This is a genomic window from Bacillus sp. RC252 (genome assembly GCF_044909215.1).
Lineage (GTDB): Bacteria > Bacillota > Bacilli > Bacillales > Bacillaceae_G > Bacillus_A > Bacillus_A mycoides.
Genome location: NZ_JBIYDV010000002.1, coordinates 288,841 through 304,021, shown reverse-complemented (window position 1 = coordinate 304,021; position 15,181 = coordinate 288,841). Strand labels below are relative to the sequence as shown.

The following is a 15,181-nucleotide window of genomic DNA, read 5'->3' as shown; positions in this document are numbered from 1 at the left end:
ACAAATGATCCATAAAGTTGGACAAATTATGTTATACGTAAATAATCAAGATGAGGCAGTAAATTTTTGGACGGAAAAAGTAGGATTTCATGTAGTTGCAGAGGAAGATAACAAGCAAGGAATGAAATGGATTGAAATCGCTCCGACTAAGGGTGCAGAAACGAGTATTATACTACATAATAAAGAAGTTATTTCGAAAATGAGCCCAGAATTAAATCTTGGTACACCGTCCTTAATGTTCTTCTCAGAAAATCTTGATCAATTATATAAAGAGCTAACAAATAAAAATGTTACTGTTGGCGAAATGGTAACTATGCCTACTGGTAAATTGTTTAACTTTGCTGATAGTGAAGGGAATTACTTTGCAGTAATGGGAAAAAATAAATAATTATATAGTTATGTGAAAATCCCCCTCGTAAATAATGAGGGGGATTAAATATTTGAAGTCAATTTTTTATTAACGAGTTGTTCTATAAAAAATGTTCCTTTTTCAATTGCAGTCTCAATATAACCAACGATTTGATCAAATGAAAACACTTGTAAGTTTTCGTGCAAGTGTTGCTCAGGATATAGCATATCTTCAAAAATATATTGCCGAAAAGCTAAAACATTCTTTCTAGAAATCTCCTCTATATTCACAATGTTAGCCTCTTGATTAAGTAGGGCGAAGAGCTGCTGTTCTTTATCGTAATGATGCAACAATTGTGCGTTCAATAATTTAAAATCGTTATAGTACATAGGTGCGATAGTTTCGTCGTTTTCTATTCTGTTTTTAAGCCAAGGTAGAAAAAAGCCGCTTAGCCAATTATCATCGGCAATGAGGTGGGTATAATAACCTAAAATATAAGGGGAATCCAGATGATCTTCGTATTTATGAATAAATGAATCATAATCTATTCTTCTCGTATAGTTCTTCGTTGTACCAGCGTAAAAATGTGAAGTTCCTTTTTCTTTTTTTGAATGAACAGCATCAGGAGCTACACCACCAAGTAAGAAAGAAGTTTTATCTTGAATAGATAGTTTCTCTGCAATACCGCTCGCGATAATGATATGCATAATTCGTGATCCCATGAATAACACCTCTATTTCATGTATTCATTTTAGGGAGCTGTCTGAACGTGGAGTATTACTTTCCCTGTACTTTGTCTACTTTCGACCCATTCATGTGCTTTCCCTGCATCTTGAAGAGGAAAAGATTTCGTAGCTTTAATTTGTAAACTTCCATCGCGTAAATAACGGAAAACTTGATTCGCAGTTTCTTGAAGCAATTCAGGACGTTTTTTCCGTGTAGTGCCAAAGCTGAAACCGAGTATAGAACGGCAACTTGCGTGTAAATCTTTCGTTTGAAAACTACCAACTTCTCCGCTAGCATTGCCGAAATGGACGAGACGACCGTAATAAGCAAGGCATTCTAAACTTCTTTCGGACACAGTACCAGAAATAGAATCTAAAATAATATTAACGCCTTCTCCGTCTGTAAGTTGATTTATCCTCTCTACAAAATCTTCATCTTGATGACAAATAACATAATCAGCGCCAGCATCTAAAGCAATTTTTCTTTTTGCTTCATTTCCAACAGTACCGATAACTTTTTTAGCCCCTAATAGTTTTGCAAGTGGAATCGCTGTAGTACCAATTCCACCAGCAGCTGCATGGATTAGAACTGTTTCATCTTTTTGTAGTCTTGCAACATTTGCAAGTAAATTGTAGCTTGTAAAAGATACGATAGGGCAGGCAGCTGCAGCTTGAAAATCGACTTCATCAGGTAAAACGAAAGTAAGATTTTCGTTTGCGACAACGTATTCTGCGTAAGATCCGTTTTGAGGGAAAGCGATGACACGTTGTCCAGAATGAATATTTTTCACTTGAGAACCTACGTGTTCTACAATACCAGCTACATCTATACCCGGAATAAAAGGTAATGCTTTGTTTCCTTTTTTGCCATAGCGTGATTTAATATCGGCGAAATTAACACTAGTAGCAACAACACGAATTAAAACTTGATTGTCTGAAATAGCCGGCATCTCCACATCTGTATATTTCATCACTTCAGGACCACCGAACGAAGTTACAACGATAGCTTTCATATACATCCTCCTAAATTTGAATATATATATTATTTTAAATCTTTATTAGAAATTGGAAAATTATATAATTGTTATGCAGGGTTATAAGTGAAGCTTATGAAGTCATTGCATCATTATATTAATTTATTTGAAAAAACTTTGAAAGAAATCGAACGAAATATCGTTTTCTTGCCAATATATAGTGTAGGACAAAGGAGGGATGGTACATGAAGGGTGAAACAGTGTATTCAGATTTAATCCAATTAACTTTATCAGGCAATAAAGAAGCATATAGCGAATTGTATGATAAAACGATTCAAGAAATATATAAGACAGCACATTTTTTAATAGAAGACAAAGCAGATGTAGATGATGTCGTTCAAGAAATATACATACAGCTATATGAATCGCTTCGTAAATATGATAGCGAGAAGCCATTTAGACCTTGGCTAATTGGACTTGCGATTAAACAAATTCATTCTTATAGAAGAAAGAGGTGGATGCGACTACGAATTGTAAAAAAAGCAGAAGAGCAAAGAAAACCAGTACAAATTGATTTTTCTAGCGATGTTGTAAGTAAAATATCAAATCAAAAATTAATCGAACTCATTCATAAGTTACCGTATAAATTGAAACAAGTTATTATCTTAAGATACTTACACGATTACTCTCAAGAAGAAGTAGCACAAATATTACATATTCCAATCGGTACAGTGAAGTCTAGAATTCATGCGGCATTAAAGAAACTACGTCAAAAAGAGCAAGTAGAAGAAATCTTTTTAGGAGAGGTAGGGAATGTGAAATGAGCTTAGATTGTAGAGTTAGAGAATCTATACAAGAAGAAGCGAAGGGGATTATTGCCCCGCCGGAGTTAAAAGAAAAAGTAATTGTTCAAATAAAAATGAAGAGCGGGGGAAGTAAAAGGAAGAAGCGCCTTATCGCAGGAGTGCTTGCAGCCGCATTTTTAATCCCAACGACTGGTTTTGCTTACCAATCTATTATGGCGGATGGTATATACGGATCTTTTGAGAACTTAAAAAAACATGCCGGAGCTATAACATTAGAAGGATACATGCGTTTTAATGCAAAGTTATCACAAGCGAAAGACGAAATGGGTGCGAAGGAATATGAAGAGTTTACAAAAGAACTAAAGAAATTAACGAATGCAAAGCTTGAGTACGGGGATTCGAACGGTAATATTGATTATGATCAATTATCACCAGCTAAAAAAGAGGAAATGAAAAAGGTAGAAATGGAACTTCAGCCGTATTTTGATAAATTAAATGGCCATAAATCTAGTAAAGAAGTATTAACTTCAGAAGAGTATGAACAATATATGGAAGCGTTAATGTCATATCAAACTGTATTAGTAAAAGCGAAATCGAGTGGTGGGATAACAGTAGAAGAAGTACCTGAAGCGTATAAAGAAAGATTTATTAAAGCAGAACAGTTTATGGAGTATGTAGATGAAAAGGTGAGATAAGTAAAAAAGCTCATAGCTTAAGCTGTGAGCTTTTCTTATTGAAACGTAAATATATTAACCACCTATTCCTTTTGCTAGCAATAAGAAATATACAAATATTAGTATGACTCCATTTAATGTCGTACCAACTATTTTAAATAGCCAATTCTTTGATGCGATCGCAAAAATAATACCGAGTAATGAAAGAATACTTAGAAGCACAATAATTAATGTTAAATTTGCATTAGGTCCTCTTAAAATAAAGAAAGAACATATACTTATGATAAACGTTAGAAACGAGAAAGTCCCTAATTTCATAATAAGTCTCCCTTGTTTGAAATGTATTTTGATTTAGTACGCGACTTTCTTTAGTTTAACATAAATTTCCTATTACCAATTAAATATATGAACAATAAAAAACGAGTATAAAATCTATGCGATTTCATACTCGTTTTGTTATTACTTAAATTTCCTTACCACATGTATAGCAACTCTTACAAGGAGTATTGCACTTATAAATAAACCACCATAACCAACGACACTTAAAAATTGAACATTAGGTTCTTTTGCATACAAGTTAGGGGCAGAATTATCTTGATTTGATTAATAAAGTGAAAGTGGGAAATCACTTAGTTATATTCCTTACTATTCTCCTTGTCTTTTTGTATCAAACAATCTAAAAGTGAGTAACCAGCTATTAAACTAATAATGGTAACGAAAGTTGTATTCACAAGAATAATATTAGTTAAATAAGGTAGGTATTTGCCAACTGGTGAAAAGAGTAGGGCTGGAGAAAAGGAAATGAATAGTGTTGGCAACGTAATAGCGATAAATTTATCCGGCTGAAAGCTCCAGTTTTGTTTGCTCGTTTCGCGATTAATGGATTGTAGGAATCGTAATAAAATGCCGAATAAAAGAGGGAAGAGTATAAAGTAGAATAACCTTGGATAAAAGTTAAAGTTCACTTGCGCGTCTGTTTCTAAATAAAATTGAATTTTTACTCCTACAAATAATAATAAGATGATAAATAATGTAAAGCAGAGGTAAAGTATCAATTTTTGCATTCCATTCCACCATCCTTTATTAAAAAATATATTCAAAAAAAGAAGAGATATACAATAACTACTGTTATATATCTCTTCTTTTACTGTTAGTTGATAGTGGATTTGGATTTCTCTTGCTTCGTGAAATAATCAATAATGCCCATTGCACTAATTTCTATATCTAGATGTAAAATGTTATAAACGGAATGATTTGATGGAACGTTTAACTTTGTAAGATGAGAAGAGATTTTATCCATTAATAAAGTTTGTAAAGCTTTAGTCGCTTCATCGAAATCATTATACTTTTCAAAGACTTCTTTACCAGTACCAACGAAAATAGGTAACCAATGTTCAAGTTGGTTATATACTTCTGTAACATTGGATGATGCGCCGTAATGACGGAAATAAATAGTATCTACATTCATACTTTGAATATGATTTTTAGAAGCAATCATCGCATCTGGCTGGAATTGTGAAGGAGACGTTGATGGTAGATATAGTTCTACATCAAGGTCTGCGAGTTCTCTATAATAAATTCCTATTGTATCGCCAGTAAAAATGCCGTTTGTTAATGAATCGTGAATGCTAATATGGTGCTTCGCATGTCCCGGTGTATCATAAAATGTGAGTGTACGGTCTTCTGCAATTTTTAATGTATCACCATTTTGTACAATATGAACACGTTCTTCTTCAATTGGAAGAATTGGATCAAAAAGTTTATCAAAATCTTCTTTGTACACAGCTTTTGCGCCAAGAATTAGTTTTGTTGGATCAATCATATGACGAGCCCCGCGCGGATGCACAAATAGAGTAGCATTTGGGCACTTTTCCATCATTAACCCTGCTGCGCCTGCGTGATCTAAATGAACATGTGTAACGATAATGTTTTTTACATCATTTAAATTAATATGTAATTGCTGTAAGCCGTCTAAAATATAGGGAAGAGAAGGGGCCGCACAAGTTTCAATTAAAGTAATATCGTCACCTAATAAAACGTATGTACCTGTGCGTTCATCATGTTGTAAGTCATAATCATCAATAAGATATAGATGAGAAGATAGTTGTTCTACTTTTTTCATACTTACCACTCCTTATATACGGTATGTATCTATTATACGCTAAAAATAGAAAAAGACAGAAAACGAAAGCTCGTCTTCTGCCCTTTTGTAATGTAGTTATTTCGTTTGTTCTTTATTGATAGACATAACGAACAGTCCAACAATGCCGCCAACGATCGGAAGCATAATTTCTCCTGCTAAATTAAAGTAGGAGCTTAAAAATAAACCATTTACATCGATTACCCAGCCAATAACATACAATAACATCATATATAGTACGAAATAAAACTCGCGATTTGAAATCGTTTCATGTTGTGCAGTTTTCATAATGAACACCATCCTTTTCTATTATAATGGAAATATAAACGGTCACATTTTGTTCACAAATTAATTGTAAAACTTTCCATCATAAAAGTCTAGTATATTGTGTCGAATTTTCGAACGAAAATAAAGCGCTATCATTCCGGTATGTGAGTACGTAATAAGAGCTGTATATTCACGAATGTAGTATAGTATAAACATAGAATGATAGTGAAGAGAGGGGTAGGAACAATGACAGTTTATGATTTTTCAGCTAAAACAATAACAGGAGAAGAAAAATCGTTAAAAGATTACGAAGGAAAAGCACTTCTTATTGTAAATGTAGCTAGTAAATGTGGATTTACACCACAATATAAAGGGTTACAGGAAGTATATGATAAATATAAAGACCAAGGATTAGAAATACTCGGTTTCCCTTGTAATCAATTTGGGGGACAAGAACCAGGCACAGAAGCTGATATTACTAGTTTTTGTGAATTGAACTACGGTGTAAACTTCCCGATGTTTGCGAAGATTGATGTGAAAGGTGATAAAGCGCATCCCCTCTATACATACATGACAGAACAAGCACCAGGTTTACTCGGTATGAAAGCAGTGAAATGGAACTTTACTAAGTTTCTAATTGGAAAAGACGGGAAAATAGTAGGGCGTTTTGCACCGCAGACGAAGCCGGTGGATTTAGAGGTTGAGATTGAGAAGGTGCTTGGGGAATAATTAGGAGTTTCACTTTATTAAAAAACGCCTCAAAGAACAAAGTAGTTCTTTGAGGTGTTTTCTTTAAACTCACATTATCAAGATTAAATCACTCTATCGTAGTCGTTTGATTTAGGCAGAGAAGCTGCTTTTTTCATAAGCACTTCCCATAAGTGTACGGATGTCTTCCATTCGGCTGCGGCCTGTTCCTTTTGATACATAGCGTTCTCATAACTGAAAGTAAGTTGTTGCATATCGGCCGAATTGTAAAGTGTATCGATGTGGAGAGCGTATTCTCGGAATGTTTGACTTTCACCCCGTGGTATGCCGATTCTCGCAAATTGTTTTAAAAGTGCACCGTAAGCTTTTAGATAAACAGCATCATCATTTCGGTATTTATAGAAAAGAATAATAAAAAATGTAATCCATTTCATTCTAGTGGTGAAGAGAATGTATCCGATGATACTAATTGGTATCATAGAGAGGAATACGTACCACCAGGAAAATCCCTTTTTAGAATTTGTAATCTTTTTAGTAGGAGCTTCTTCTGTATCTTCTATTAAACTTTTGAGCTTTGCTTCATTGTTTCGTTGGTGTATTTGTGCGTTTTGAGAATTAGTTTCTTCGCTATTTTGTAAAGTAGGAGCAGGAGTATTATTTGTAAAATTATAGGGATTGGTAAATCCTTTTGTTGGTTCGAATGGAATCCATCCGTATCCTGGGAAATATACTTCGACCCAAGAGTGTGCGTTATTGTTCGCGATTGTATAAACATTCTCACCTTCTGTACTAGCAAGTGTATTCTCCAGAGTTCCTTCTGTAAATCCTTTTACCCAGCGAGCAGGAATCCCGGCAGAACGAAGTAACACGATCATAGATGTCGAAAAATTATTGCAGTAACCGCTTTTTGTATCGAAAAGGAATTGATCTACATAGTCTTGGTTTTTGGCAGGGTATAAGACATTCATTGTTTCGTATACAAAAGAATTGTCTGTAAAGTAATTTTCAATAGCTAATACTTTATCATATCGGTTGTCTTTATCATTTGTAAGATTGACAGCCAAGTCTTTTACTCGCTGCGGTAATGATTCGGGAAGTTGTGTGTACTTTGTCATGAAATAAGGACTTGTTTCATGACCTTCATTCGTTTTTACAGATTTCAAATTTTCTATGGAAAACTCCGGAATCTCATATGTTACTCTATACGAATTTAAAGTAGTAGAAGAGTCTCCGTGCATCGTATAGATTTTTTCTGAAAATGGGTCAACGCTGTATGATACATCAGAAGAAGCCTCAACTGATACTAATCCTGCTGGATAGGTAAGGTGAGGATAACTTTTTTGCATGGTGATTGTTGCCTCAGTTATCTCCGTTTTTGTATTTGGTTCGTACCAGCTTACGACGTCGTTTTTATTTTTAAAAGAAACTTTTTTTCGATTTTCAGAAACATCCCAACCTTTTCCTGTATAAAAATCTTTTGTTTCTACTCTCCAATATTGTTTGTTTTGCGTTTGTGCTGTAAAAATAATTGTATTATCCGGCTTAAAAGGACCGCCTAATTGCGAGTCATCTAGACCATATCCAATTTTAGAAACTTCTTGTTCTTTACTTGCTTCAGATGTGTTGAATTTTAAAAGATCCATTGGGTTTGGCCATTGAGGGCCAAATTTTGGAGCAAAGTATGCGATGGTTGCTGACAATACAATAAATATTGTAAGAGGTCTAAGTAATTTTGAGATTTCTCTAGCATAATTTTGTAAGTGTTCCATCTCTTTTATTCGTTCTATTTGAAGAAGACTAAGCATAAAAAAGCCGATGACAACAGTACGAATAATAGCGTAGTTTGCATTGTATAAATGTAAGTTATGAAAAGTTATGATATAAATAATAGTCAATATAAGAAATAACAACCCGCGTTTTTTATGAATCATCCAAAAAGAGATGAAAGAACTCAAAAACCAAAATGATAAAAAAAATAAAAGTGTTGGAAAAACTGGAGAAATATCTAGCAAATTCCCTTGAAATAAAAGGGAGGAATTTCGAGAAATATCAGAAAAAAATTTCGTTAGCCAAGATGGATTTATAAAAGCATTTTTATAATACAGGAAATGAATGATGAATAAGATCGTGACGATCTTTATTGGAACCTGCCACCTTGTTTGAAAAAAAGAGAGAGTGAAGCAAATTCCTATAAATATTACAAAAATATCTAATCTACCTACGTTTGTAATACCTATAAGGGGTCTTAGCCATTCTAGTAAAAGTAGAAGTGCACATACATGCATGAAGAATCTGTTCATATCCCATTTGTATTTTGTTCGTAATGTTATCATTTGCTCACCTCAAAAAACACGTTTGTATACCGGTTCCCATAAACCACATTTACAAATATTTTTCGTTTTTGTAGAGTTTCTAGAATACTTAGTTCTCGATGTGAGAGTTGATTTGCTTTTTCTTTCACGACAAACACCATTAATTTTCTGTTTTTTATAGCAGCACAGTTAGCCGCCTTTTGAATATCGGGAGAAAGATCGCTTGTTACGAGTATAATCGTTACGGGCTCATAAATTTTTCTTAATTCCATTTCTACACTCCGGGAGAGCGGGAATACACTGTCCGCTTGTACTTTCGCTAAATGACAAAAGATTTGTTGCAACTGAGTATCTCCATTGTTTAAAGGGAAAAAAGTTCGTTCTTTTCCGACAGACACGAATGACGCTGGTGAATTTTGCTTCAAGACAGCCCTTACAATAGAGGCAGTAAACGTTACGACTGATTCGAATAGAGGGGACTCAGTTCTGTCCATAAATATCATGATATTATGGCTGCGCTGTTGTTCAAACTCTTTCGTCATAATATTGTTTGTTCGGGCAGTTGCTTTCCAATCAATCCATGAAAAGCGGTCACCAGGTTTATAGTCTCTGACACCGACAGAGATTGTAGAGTCTTTTGCTAAATTTATATTTGCTGAAAGCGCTCCTTGTTCGAAATGATTTTCCAATTGTCGATATGTTATATCTACGTACTGGGGATAGATTAAAAATGTATCTGGAACTGAAAAAGTTACTTCTTTCTCCATCATACCGAATAGATCACCAGTTTTGACACGTACGCTTGAAAAAGTGTGCTCTCCTCTAGGGATTGTGTCAATAACATATTGAAACGAAATATTTCGTTTGAATCCTGGAAACAGTATTACCTTATTCACCTTCGTTTGTCTACAATTTGTAAATTGTGATGGCAGTTCATCTTCTATAATTAAATAAAGTAAGGGAAAAGGAAATCTTCTTTTTATTGTAATGGTGCTTAAAAATTGTTCTCCTGCTGCATATTCATTTTGGTTTGTTATTCGTTTTACTTCAGCGTCTCGTAAAGCGTAGAAGGGAAGTAGAAGTGAATAAAGGCCAATAGGAATCGTACTGTAAAACAAAAACCAACTTACAAATCCTCCTTGAAGCATAGCGTACACAAATGTTAAGACTAGGCATAAAGGGATTAGCAATAACTTCGTAACGTGATATAGCGCCCGTAGTAGTCGTTTCATCAAAGGTTTTTCGTCCTTTGAGTCGGCACGGTAGTTCGTGCAACGATTTTTGCGATAACTTGTTCTCCTGTAATTCCTTCAAATTTTGCTTCCATTTTTAGAATGAGTCTGTGAGCTAAAACGTAAGGAGCTAAAAATTTAACATCGTCTGGAATAACATAATTTCTGCCATGGATGAATGCATAAGCTTGTGAAGCTTTCATTAAAGCGATCGAGCCACGCGGACTTGCACCTAGTTGTATAGAACTATAAGAACGCGTCTGAGTAACAAGCTTTACAATGTAATGCTTGATTGCTTTGTCCATGCTTACTTCCCGTACGCTTTGTTGTAAATAAAGTAATTCTTTTATTGTAGTAATAGCTTGTAAATGAGAGAGTGGATTTGTTTTTTCCATCCGGTTTAAAATTTCAAATTCTTCTTCTGGTGTAGGATATCCCATTCTTAGCTTCAACAAGAAACGATCGAGCTGAGCTTCTGGTAAAGGATATGTTCCCTCATATTCGACCGGATTTTGTGTAGCCATTACAAAGAAAGGTTTTGGTAACGATCTTGTAATGCCATCTATTGTGATAGTGCCTTCTTCCATACTTTCAAGTAAGGAAGATTGTGTCTTTGGAGATGTACGATTAATTTCATCAGCAAGTACAAAATTCCCCATAATCGGTCCAGGCTTGAACTCAAATTGGAGTTCTTTTGGATTATAAATAGAAACACCTGTTACATCTGACGGCAGTAAATCAGGTGTGAATTGAATACGCTTGTAATCAGCATCAATTGATTTAGAAAGAGCACGTACTAGCATTGTTTTCCCGACACCGGGAACATCTTCTAATAGTACATGACCTTCAGCTAAAAGAGCTGTTAAGGCTAAGAGTGTTTCTTTTCGTTTTCCGACCATTAATTTTTCAATATTGGTGATTATTTTTTCTACTATGGGATGTAATGAATCAAGCTGGGGCATCGTAATCCTCCTAATTTTATTGTCGTTTTTTAATTCATTTAGTGGAAAATAGAATTTATCTCTCTATTTGCGAGTAGTAAAACTCCTATCTTTAATTCTGAGAATATTCAGATTATTTATCGCGATTACATCTAGTATAATTGTTTCCGTAACTAAGGGCAATATGGTAAATAATGATTTCTAGTTTTATGTGAAAAGAGAAGCGGATAGGAAATTTAGTTATATGGATAGAGAGGGTGAAGAGGCATAAATAGAAGCAGGACATGAGCATTGCTACTCATGTCCTGTGACTTCAATTTCAGATTCATTTAATAGTTTCGTATTATGATAAAGCGTATTTAACTCTGTAATTACTTCAGAAGCTGATAAATTTCTTTCATGAATTGCATCAATAAGTGGTTTATTACCACTACAACAAAAGTCTATTCTATATGATGTGAACTACCTCCCACTTAGTATCTCTTACGAGCTTACCCCGAAGTGGGGGCTTCTCGGTTCATCGCTACTTTTGATAGCTAACGAATTTGTCCTAGGACAGCCGAGCTAACTCCCTTGTTCCAAAGGTTATTTCTTACGATTTATATCAACGCTAATAACCGCATGGCTTCCTTTTTGATATTGATAGCTGCGTTATAGTCACGACTGATTGTGAATCCACACGAACACGCATACGCGCGTTCACATAATGGCATTTCTTTTTTATTTCCACAACGACTACACATCTTTGTAGAAGGAAACCATTTATCTATTTTTATAAGCTGTTTTCCTTGTTCTTGTAGCTTATATGCTAAAAATGTCGTGAACATCCTCCAACCGTTGTCCGCAACACTTTTACCAAAACGAAGTGCTTGTGACATTCCTTTTATATTTAAGTCTTCTATTGCTACAACGTCAAAATGAGTAGCCAATTCTTTAGACTTGTGATGAAGGAAATTTTTACGTTGATTTGCGACTTTTTCATGCAACTTCGCTACACAGATCCGTTGTTTATTAAAGCGTGCTGAGCCTTGTACACGCCTTGCTAATACTCGTTGTGCCTTTGCTAATCGGTTCAACATCTGACGATAAAAGCGAGGATAATTGGCTTTCTCATCTTCGCTACTCACGTACAATTCAGCCATTGAGAAGTCTAATCCAACTACACTTTTTACTTCTTTCTGAACAATTTCGTTTTCATATTCAGTTAAGACAGACAGATAATACTTGCCAGTTGGTGTCATCGAAATCGTGCATGATTTGATGTTATAATTTTGCGGGATCTCTCTATGTTGTTTCAGTCGTACTAATTTCAGTTTCGGTAATTTGATATAACCATGAAACAACATAATATTTCCGTTTACTCGATTCGTTGTATAGGATTTTCTATTCTTTTTACTTTTGAATGTAGGAAACTCACTTTGACCACTAAAAAAGTTCTTATACGCAGTTTGCAAGTTTAATTGTGCGTTGGCCAATGCTAAGGAATCAACTTCTTTCAACCATTCATACTCCAATTTGTATTTCGCAGGAGTAGGGAATTTTTGTTTCTTCAGCTCTTCTTTGTTCGCTTTGTATTTTTCATATATTTCTTTCCGTTCAGCTAGCATTTTGTTATATACAAAGCGTACACATCCGAAAGTTTTATGTATCAGATGTGCTTGTTCTTCTGTTGGATACAGACGAAATTTGTACGCCTTATTATGCTTTGTCATATCAACTCACCTCATTTTCCGCTTCATTTCCCATAAGCTATGACGGTGATCACACAACCTGAACAATACATGATTATTATCTACTTTCATTGTTATACAAAACTTTACCTCTTATAAGACTGATTATATCAGAGGCAAAATAAATAGAGAAACCATTTTTGGGGCTACGCCAAACCGAAATTCATCTCCCATATACTGCTAGACTATCGTCTTTCACAGGCTTTAGGAAGGAGACTTCTTTAAGAAAAAATGTTAAAAAGATCACTAGCTTTCGGAAATTGTGTTACAATCTCACCGATAATTGAAGTTTCAGTAAATGTATGTTCCATATGAATACCTCCATAAAGTTTAAATGTAATATCTAAATCAAGAATAGCGATAAATTAACATCAATGTGGTGATTTAAATCACTTATTATGTGTCATTTTTGAGAATAATAAAAGGAGTTTTATTTAAGTAAGAGGAAGCGTAATTCGTCGCAATACTTTACGATAATAAAAAAAGAAGCTTAGTAGAAGCTTCTTTTTTATTACTATTTTTCACATGCAACTCCATCGCCATCACGATCAAGTTTAGAGCTATAACCTGGTTGATCTCTATATAATGGAGCTTTTCCAGCATTTTTAACTTCAGTACAATTTTTGTAAGTTACATTACTATTGTTACTTGCAGCTGGTTGTGTTTGAGCTTGCTGTGCTTTTTGCTGATCCTCTTGTTGTTTGCGAGCTTGTTCATCAGCCTGGCGTTTTTGCTCTTCTTGTTGTTTGCGAGCTTGTTCATCAGCCTGGCGTTTTTGCTCTTCTTGTTGTTTACGGGCCTGTTCATCAGCTTGATGCTGTTGCTCTTCTTGTTGTTTACGGGCTTGTTCTTCAGCTTGGCGTTTCTCATCCTCTTGCTTACGAGCTAGTTCCTCAGCTTGACGTTTCTCATCTTCTTGCTTACGAGCTAGTTCCTCAGCTTGACGTTTCTCATCTTCTTGCTTACGAGCTAGTTCCTCAGCTTGGCGTTTCTCATCTTCTTGCTTACGGTTTTTTTTATCCGCTTCTTTCTTTTCTAATTCCTTTTTCTTTTCGTCATCTTTTTTCTCTTCACTATTAGAAGCAACTTGTTTATTCGTTGCTGTCGTTTTTTCAGAAGAAGGACTTGAAATACCTGATAGCGCAACAAAAATGACAAATAAAACAGCTGTAATAATAAATTGCTTTTTTGCTACACCTGTTTTCTTAATTACAGATATGATTGCTAGAACAAGGAAAAATATAAATAGAATGAAACTTAAAGTAGAAAAAAATTCTACGACTGGGTGTTCAGATTTTGTTGAGCCAGTCATTATTAATATAATTGAAATCATAAAAAGAATAACAGTAGGACGACCATATTGTTTTGCTTTTCCATTTTTCTTAAAGAATGAAATGATACATAAGATTAAAAGAATGATAGCAATCAAAAATAAAGCTACACCAATATTACTCAAAATAGCCATTTTCATACCTCCATTTGTAAGATTTTCTCTATTGATTATATAGGGATTTATTGGATATTACACGTTTTATATTAATTTAGAAAATTAATATTTTAATAGACGTATAAACATTTATTTTATATATAAGGAAAAATAGATATATTTACTATTACTTTTTGAAAGAGATTTCATAAATTATAGTATATCGATTGAAAGGAGGAGATTTGAATGGAATTCCAATTATTAGTGAATTGCGTGTTACAAGAAGGGAATGCTTACTTTTTAGTAACAAAAGTAGATGATGTTATTACGTTGAAAGTGCCAATTACAGCAGGAGTAGCAGGTTTATTCTTAGCTTTAGGTGTACCAAGATGTTCTTAATTTAGCTTTTGATAGTAAAAGGATGAGGGACAAGCCTTCCCCTTTTACTATTACATAATTTTTTTATGTAAACTAAATAAGGCTTTTTAAGTTTTTTAATATTATTTTTGCTATAGCACGTTTAAAACGGACATGCATATACTATAATGTTTCATTGGCCATTGATGATGAACGATAGTTTTAAAAAGTGTATCGAAAGTAGAAGTGATACTCTTTTCAATAATGAAAATAGAAGAGGTGCTAGTATATATGAAAAGACGAACGTATGATATTCCAGTCGTATTACGAAGAGAATGGTTTTTAATAGAATTAGCGCATTTAACAAAAAAATATGGGATTGAAATAGCAACTAGTAAAATAGAAGATGCACCATTTCTAAGAGATCAAGTTACAGAATTCAAAATAGGAGCTGGTTTGCAATACGATAAATATGATGATGAGTACATCATCGAGTTTTAAACAAAGAAGCTGCGTATAAAAGGTTATTAAAGAGACCTT

At 34.3% G+C, this 15,181-nt stretch carries 17 protein-coding genes and 2 pseudogenes; 6 read left to right on the top strand and 13 right to left on the bottom strand.

The window, feature by feature from the left end:
* Window positions 1-4: 4 nt before the first annotated feature.
* The gene (locus ABH960_RS04530; RefSeq protein WP_404443112.1) at window positions 5-388 is read left to right on the top strand and encodes a VOC family protein; all 384 of its coding nucleotides are present in this window, start codon (window positions 5-7) and stop codon (window positions 386-388) included.
* 44 nt (window positions 389-432) lie between these two features.
* Here ABH960_RS04530 and ABH960_RS04525 read toward each other — a convergent pair whose 3' ends face one another.
* Both ABH960_RS04525 and ABH960_RS04520 read right to left on the bottom strand, forming a co-directional pair.
* On the bottom strand, window positions 433-1,071 hold the full coding sequence (locus ABH960_RS04525) for a zinc dependent phospholipase C family protein (RefSeq protein WP_002135913.1): 639 nt from the start codon (window positions 1,069-1,071) through the stop codon (window positions 433-435).
* Window positions 1,072-1,100: 29 nt separating this feature from the next.
* Window positions 1,101-2,087: a quinone oxidoreductase family protein gene (locus ABH960_RS04520; RefSeq protein WP_404443109.1), complete on the bottom strand. Its 987-nt coding sequence runs from the start codon at window positions 2,085-2,087 to the stop codon at window positions 1,101-1,103.
* Window positions 2,088-2,293: 206 nt separating this feature from the next.
* On the opposite strand from ABH960_RS04520, the gene ABH960_RS04515 reads away from it, so the two are divergent.
* Window positions 2,294-2,872 carry a sigma-70 family RNA polymerase sigma factor gene (locus tag ABH960_RS04515; RefSeq protein WP_002165914.1) on the top strand — a complete coding sequence of 193 codons (579 nt, stop codon included), beginning with the start codon at window positions 2,294-2,296 and terminating at the stop codon, window positions 2,870-2,872.
* Complete coding sequence (locus ABH960_RS04510) at window positions 2,869-3,549, top strand: DUF3600 domain-containing protein (protein WP_002127077.1); 681 nt, start codon at window positions 2,869-2,871, stop codon at window positions 3,547-3,549. Before ABH960_RS04515 ends, ABH960_RS04510 begins: the two co-directional genes overlap by 4 nt.
* A gap of 54 nt (window positions 3,550-3,603) precedes the next feature.
* Here ABH960_RS04510 and ABH960_RS04505 read toward each other — a convergent pair whose 3' ends face one another.
* From ABH960_RS04505 to ABH960_RS04490, 4 genes are all read right to left on the bottom strand, one after another.
* Complete coding sequence (locus ABH960_RS04505) at window positions 3,604-3,846, bottom strand: hypothetical protein (RefSeq protein ID WP_404443104.1); 243 nt, start codon at window positions 3,844-3,846, stop codon at window positions 3,604-3,606.
* A gap of 311 nt (window positions 3,847-4,157) precedes the next feature.
* A complete protein-coding gene (locus tag ABH960_RS04500) occupies window positions 4,158-4,592 on the bottom strand; it encodes a hypothetical protein (protein ID WP_404443101.1) in 435 nt (144 codons plus the stop codon).
* Between the two features lie 86 nt (window positions 4,593-4,678).
* A complete protein-coding gene (locus ABH960_RS04495) occupies window positions 4,679-5,650 on the bottom strand; it encodes an MBL fold metallo-hydrolase (RefSeq protein WP_404443098.1) in 972 nt (323 codons plus the stop codon).
* Window positions 5,651-5,746: 96 nt separating this feature from the next.
* Window positions 5,747-5,956 carry a DUF3925 family protein gene (locus ABH960_RS04490; RefSeq protein WP_002127081.1) on the bottom strand — a complete coding sequence of 70 codons (210 nt, stop codon included), beginning with the start codon at window positions 5,954-5,956 and terminating at the stop codon, window positions 5,747-5,749.
* 225 nt (window positions 5,957-6,181) lie between these two features.
* Between ABH960_RS04490 and bsaA the strand changes: the two genes are divergently transcribed.
* Window positions 6,182-6,664, top strand: a complete 483-nt coding sequence (gene bsaA, locus ABH960_RS04485; protein ID WP_002065095.1) for a glutathione peroxidase — start codon at window positions 6,182-6,184, stop codon at window positions 6,662-6,664.
* A gap of 83 nt (window positions 6,665-6,747) precedes the next feature.
* On the opposite strand, the gene ABH960_RS04480 is transcribed toward bsaA, so the two are convergent.
* From ABH960_RS04480 to ABH960_RS04450, 7 genes and pseudogenes are all read right to left on the bottom strand, one after another.
* Window positions 6,748-8,976 carry a transglutaminase TgpA family protein gene (locus ABH960_RS04480; protein ID WP_404443094.1) on the bottom strand — a complete coding sequence of 743 codons (2,229 nt, stop codon included), beginning with the start codon at window positions 8,974-8,976 and terminating at the stop codon, window positions 6,748-6,750.
* Complete coding sequence (locus tag ABH960_RS04475) at window positions 8,973-10,187, bottom strand: DUF58 domain-containing protein (RefSeq protein WP_404443091.1); 1,215 nt, start codon at window positions 10,185-10,187, stop codon at window positions 8,973-8,975. The genes ABH960_RS04480 and ABH960_RS04475 overlap by 4 nt, the downstream gene beginning before the upstream one ends.
* A complete protein-coding gene (locus ABH960_RS04470) occupies window positions 10,187-11,149 on the bottom strand; it encodes an AAA family ATPase (RefSeq protein ID WP_404443088.1) in 963 nt (320 codons plus the stop codon). Before ABH960_RS04470 ends, ABH960_RS04475 begins: the two co-directional genes overlap by 1 nt.
* A 291-nt stretch (window positions 11,150-11,440) precedes the next feature.
* Window positions 11,441-11,590 (bottom strand): annotated as a pseudogene (locus ABH960_RS04465) (DUF542 domain-containing protein); the annotation flags it as partial.
* A 137-nt stretch (window positions 11,591-11,727) separates the two neighbouring features.
* The gene (locus ABH960_RS04460) at window positions 11,728-12,840 is read right to left on the bottom strand and encodes an RNA-guided endonuclease TnpB family protein (RefSeq protein WP_404443085.1); all 1,113 of its coding nucleotides are present in this window, start codon (window positions 12,838-12,840) and stop codon (window positions 11,728-11,730) included.
* Between the two features lie 245 nt (window positions 12,841-13,085).
* A pseudogene (locus ABH960_RS04455) lies at window positions 13,086-13,175 on the bottom strand (iron-sulfur cluster repair di-iron protein); the annotation flags it as partial.
* Window positions 13,176-13,372: 197 nt separating this feature from the next.
* Window positions 13,373-14,323, bottom strand: a complete 951-nt coding sequence (locus ABH960_RS04450; protein ID WP_404443082.1) for an excalibur calcium-binding domain-containing protein — start codon at window positions 14,321-14,323, stop codon at window positions 13,373-13,375.
* A gap of 207 nt (window positions 14,324-14,530) precedes the next feature.
* On the opposite strand from ABH960_RS04450, the gene exsG reads away from it, so the two are divergent.
* Window positions 14,531-14,683, top strand: coding sequence for an exosporium protein ExsG (exsG, locus tag ABH960_RS04445; protein WP_000395676.1), 153 nt, complete (start codon window positions 14,531-14,533; stop codon window positions 14,681-14,683).
* Between the two features lie 249 nt (window positions 14,684-14,932).
* Window positions 14,933-15,142, top strand: a complete 210-nt coding sequence (locus ABH960_RS04440) for a hypothetical protein (protein WP_002085943.1) — start codon at window positions 14,933-14,935, stop codon at window positions 15,140-15,142.
* The last annotated feature ends 39 nt before the right edge of the window (window positions 15,143-15,181 follow it).

Coding starts and splice junctions, on each gene's coding strand:
- ABH960_RS04520 (WP_404443109.1), bottom strand. CDS start 2,087: ATGAAAGCTATCGTTGTAACTTCGTTCGGTGGTCCTGAAGTGATGAAA.
- ABH960_RS04530 (WP_404443112.1), top strand. CDS start 5: ATGATCCATAAAGTTGGACAAATTATGTTATACGTAAATAATCAAGAT.
- ABH960_RS04480 (WP_404443094.1), bottom strand. CDS start 8,976: ATGATAACATTACGAACAAAATACAAATGGGATATGAACAGATTCTTC.
- ABH960_RS04525 (WP_002135913.1), bottom strand. CDS start 1,071: ATGGGATCACGAATTATGCATATCATTATCGCGAGCGGTATTGCAGAG.
- ABH960_RS04505 (WP_404443104.1), bottom strand. CDS start 3,846: ATGAAATTAGGGACTTTCTCGTTTCTAACGTTTATCATAAGTATATGT.
- bsaA (WP_002065095.1), top strand. CDS start 6,182: ATGACAGTTTATGATTTTTCAGCTAAAACAATAACAGGAGAAGAAAAA.
- ABH960_RS04500 (WP_404443101.1), bottom strand. CDS start 4,592: ATGCAAAAATTGATACTTTACCTCTGCTTTACATTATTTATCATCTTA.
- ABH960_RS04490 (WP_002127081.1), bottom strand. CDS start 5,956: ATGAAAACTGCACAACATGAAACGATTTCAAATCGCGAGTTTTATTTC.
- ABH960_RS04510 (WP_002127077.1), top strand. CDS start 2,869: ATGAGCTTAGATTGTAGAGTTAGAGAATCTATACAAGAAGAAGCGAAG.
- ABH960_RS04495 (WP_404443098.1), bottom strand. CDS start 5,650: ATGAAAAAAGTAGAACAACTATCTTCTCATCTATATCTTATTGATGAT.
- ABH960_RS04515 (WP_002165914.1), top strand. CDS start 2,294: ATGAAGGGTGAAACAGTGTATTCAGATTTAATCCAATTAACTTTATCA.
- ABH960_RS04460 (WP_404443085.1), bottom strand. CDS start 12,840: ATGACAAAGCATAATAAGGCGTACAAATTTCGTCTGTATCCAACAGAA.
- ABH960_RS04440 (WP_002085943.1), top strand. CDS start 14,933: ATGAAAAGACGAACGTATGATATTCCAGTCGTATTACGAAGAGAATGG.
- ABH960_RS04450 (WP_404443082.1), bottom strand. CDS start 14,323: ATGGCTATTTTGAGTAATATTGGTGTAGCTTTATTTTTGATTGCTATC.
- ABH960_RS04470 (WP_404443088.1), bottom strand. CDS start 11,149: ATGCCCCAGCTTGATTCATTACATCCCATAGTAGAAAAAATAATCACC.
- ABH960_RS04475 (WP_404443091.1), bottom strand. CDS start 10,187: ATGAAACGACTACTACGGGCGCTATATCACGTTACGAAGTTATTGCTA.
- exsG (WP_000395676.1), top strand. CDS start 14,531: ATGGAATTCCAATTATTAGTGAATTGCGTGTTACAAGAAGGGAATGCT.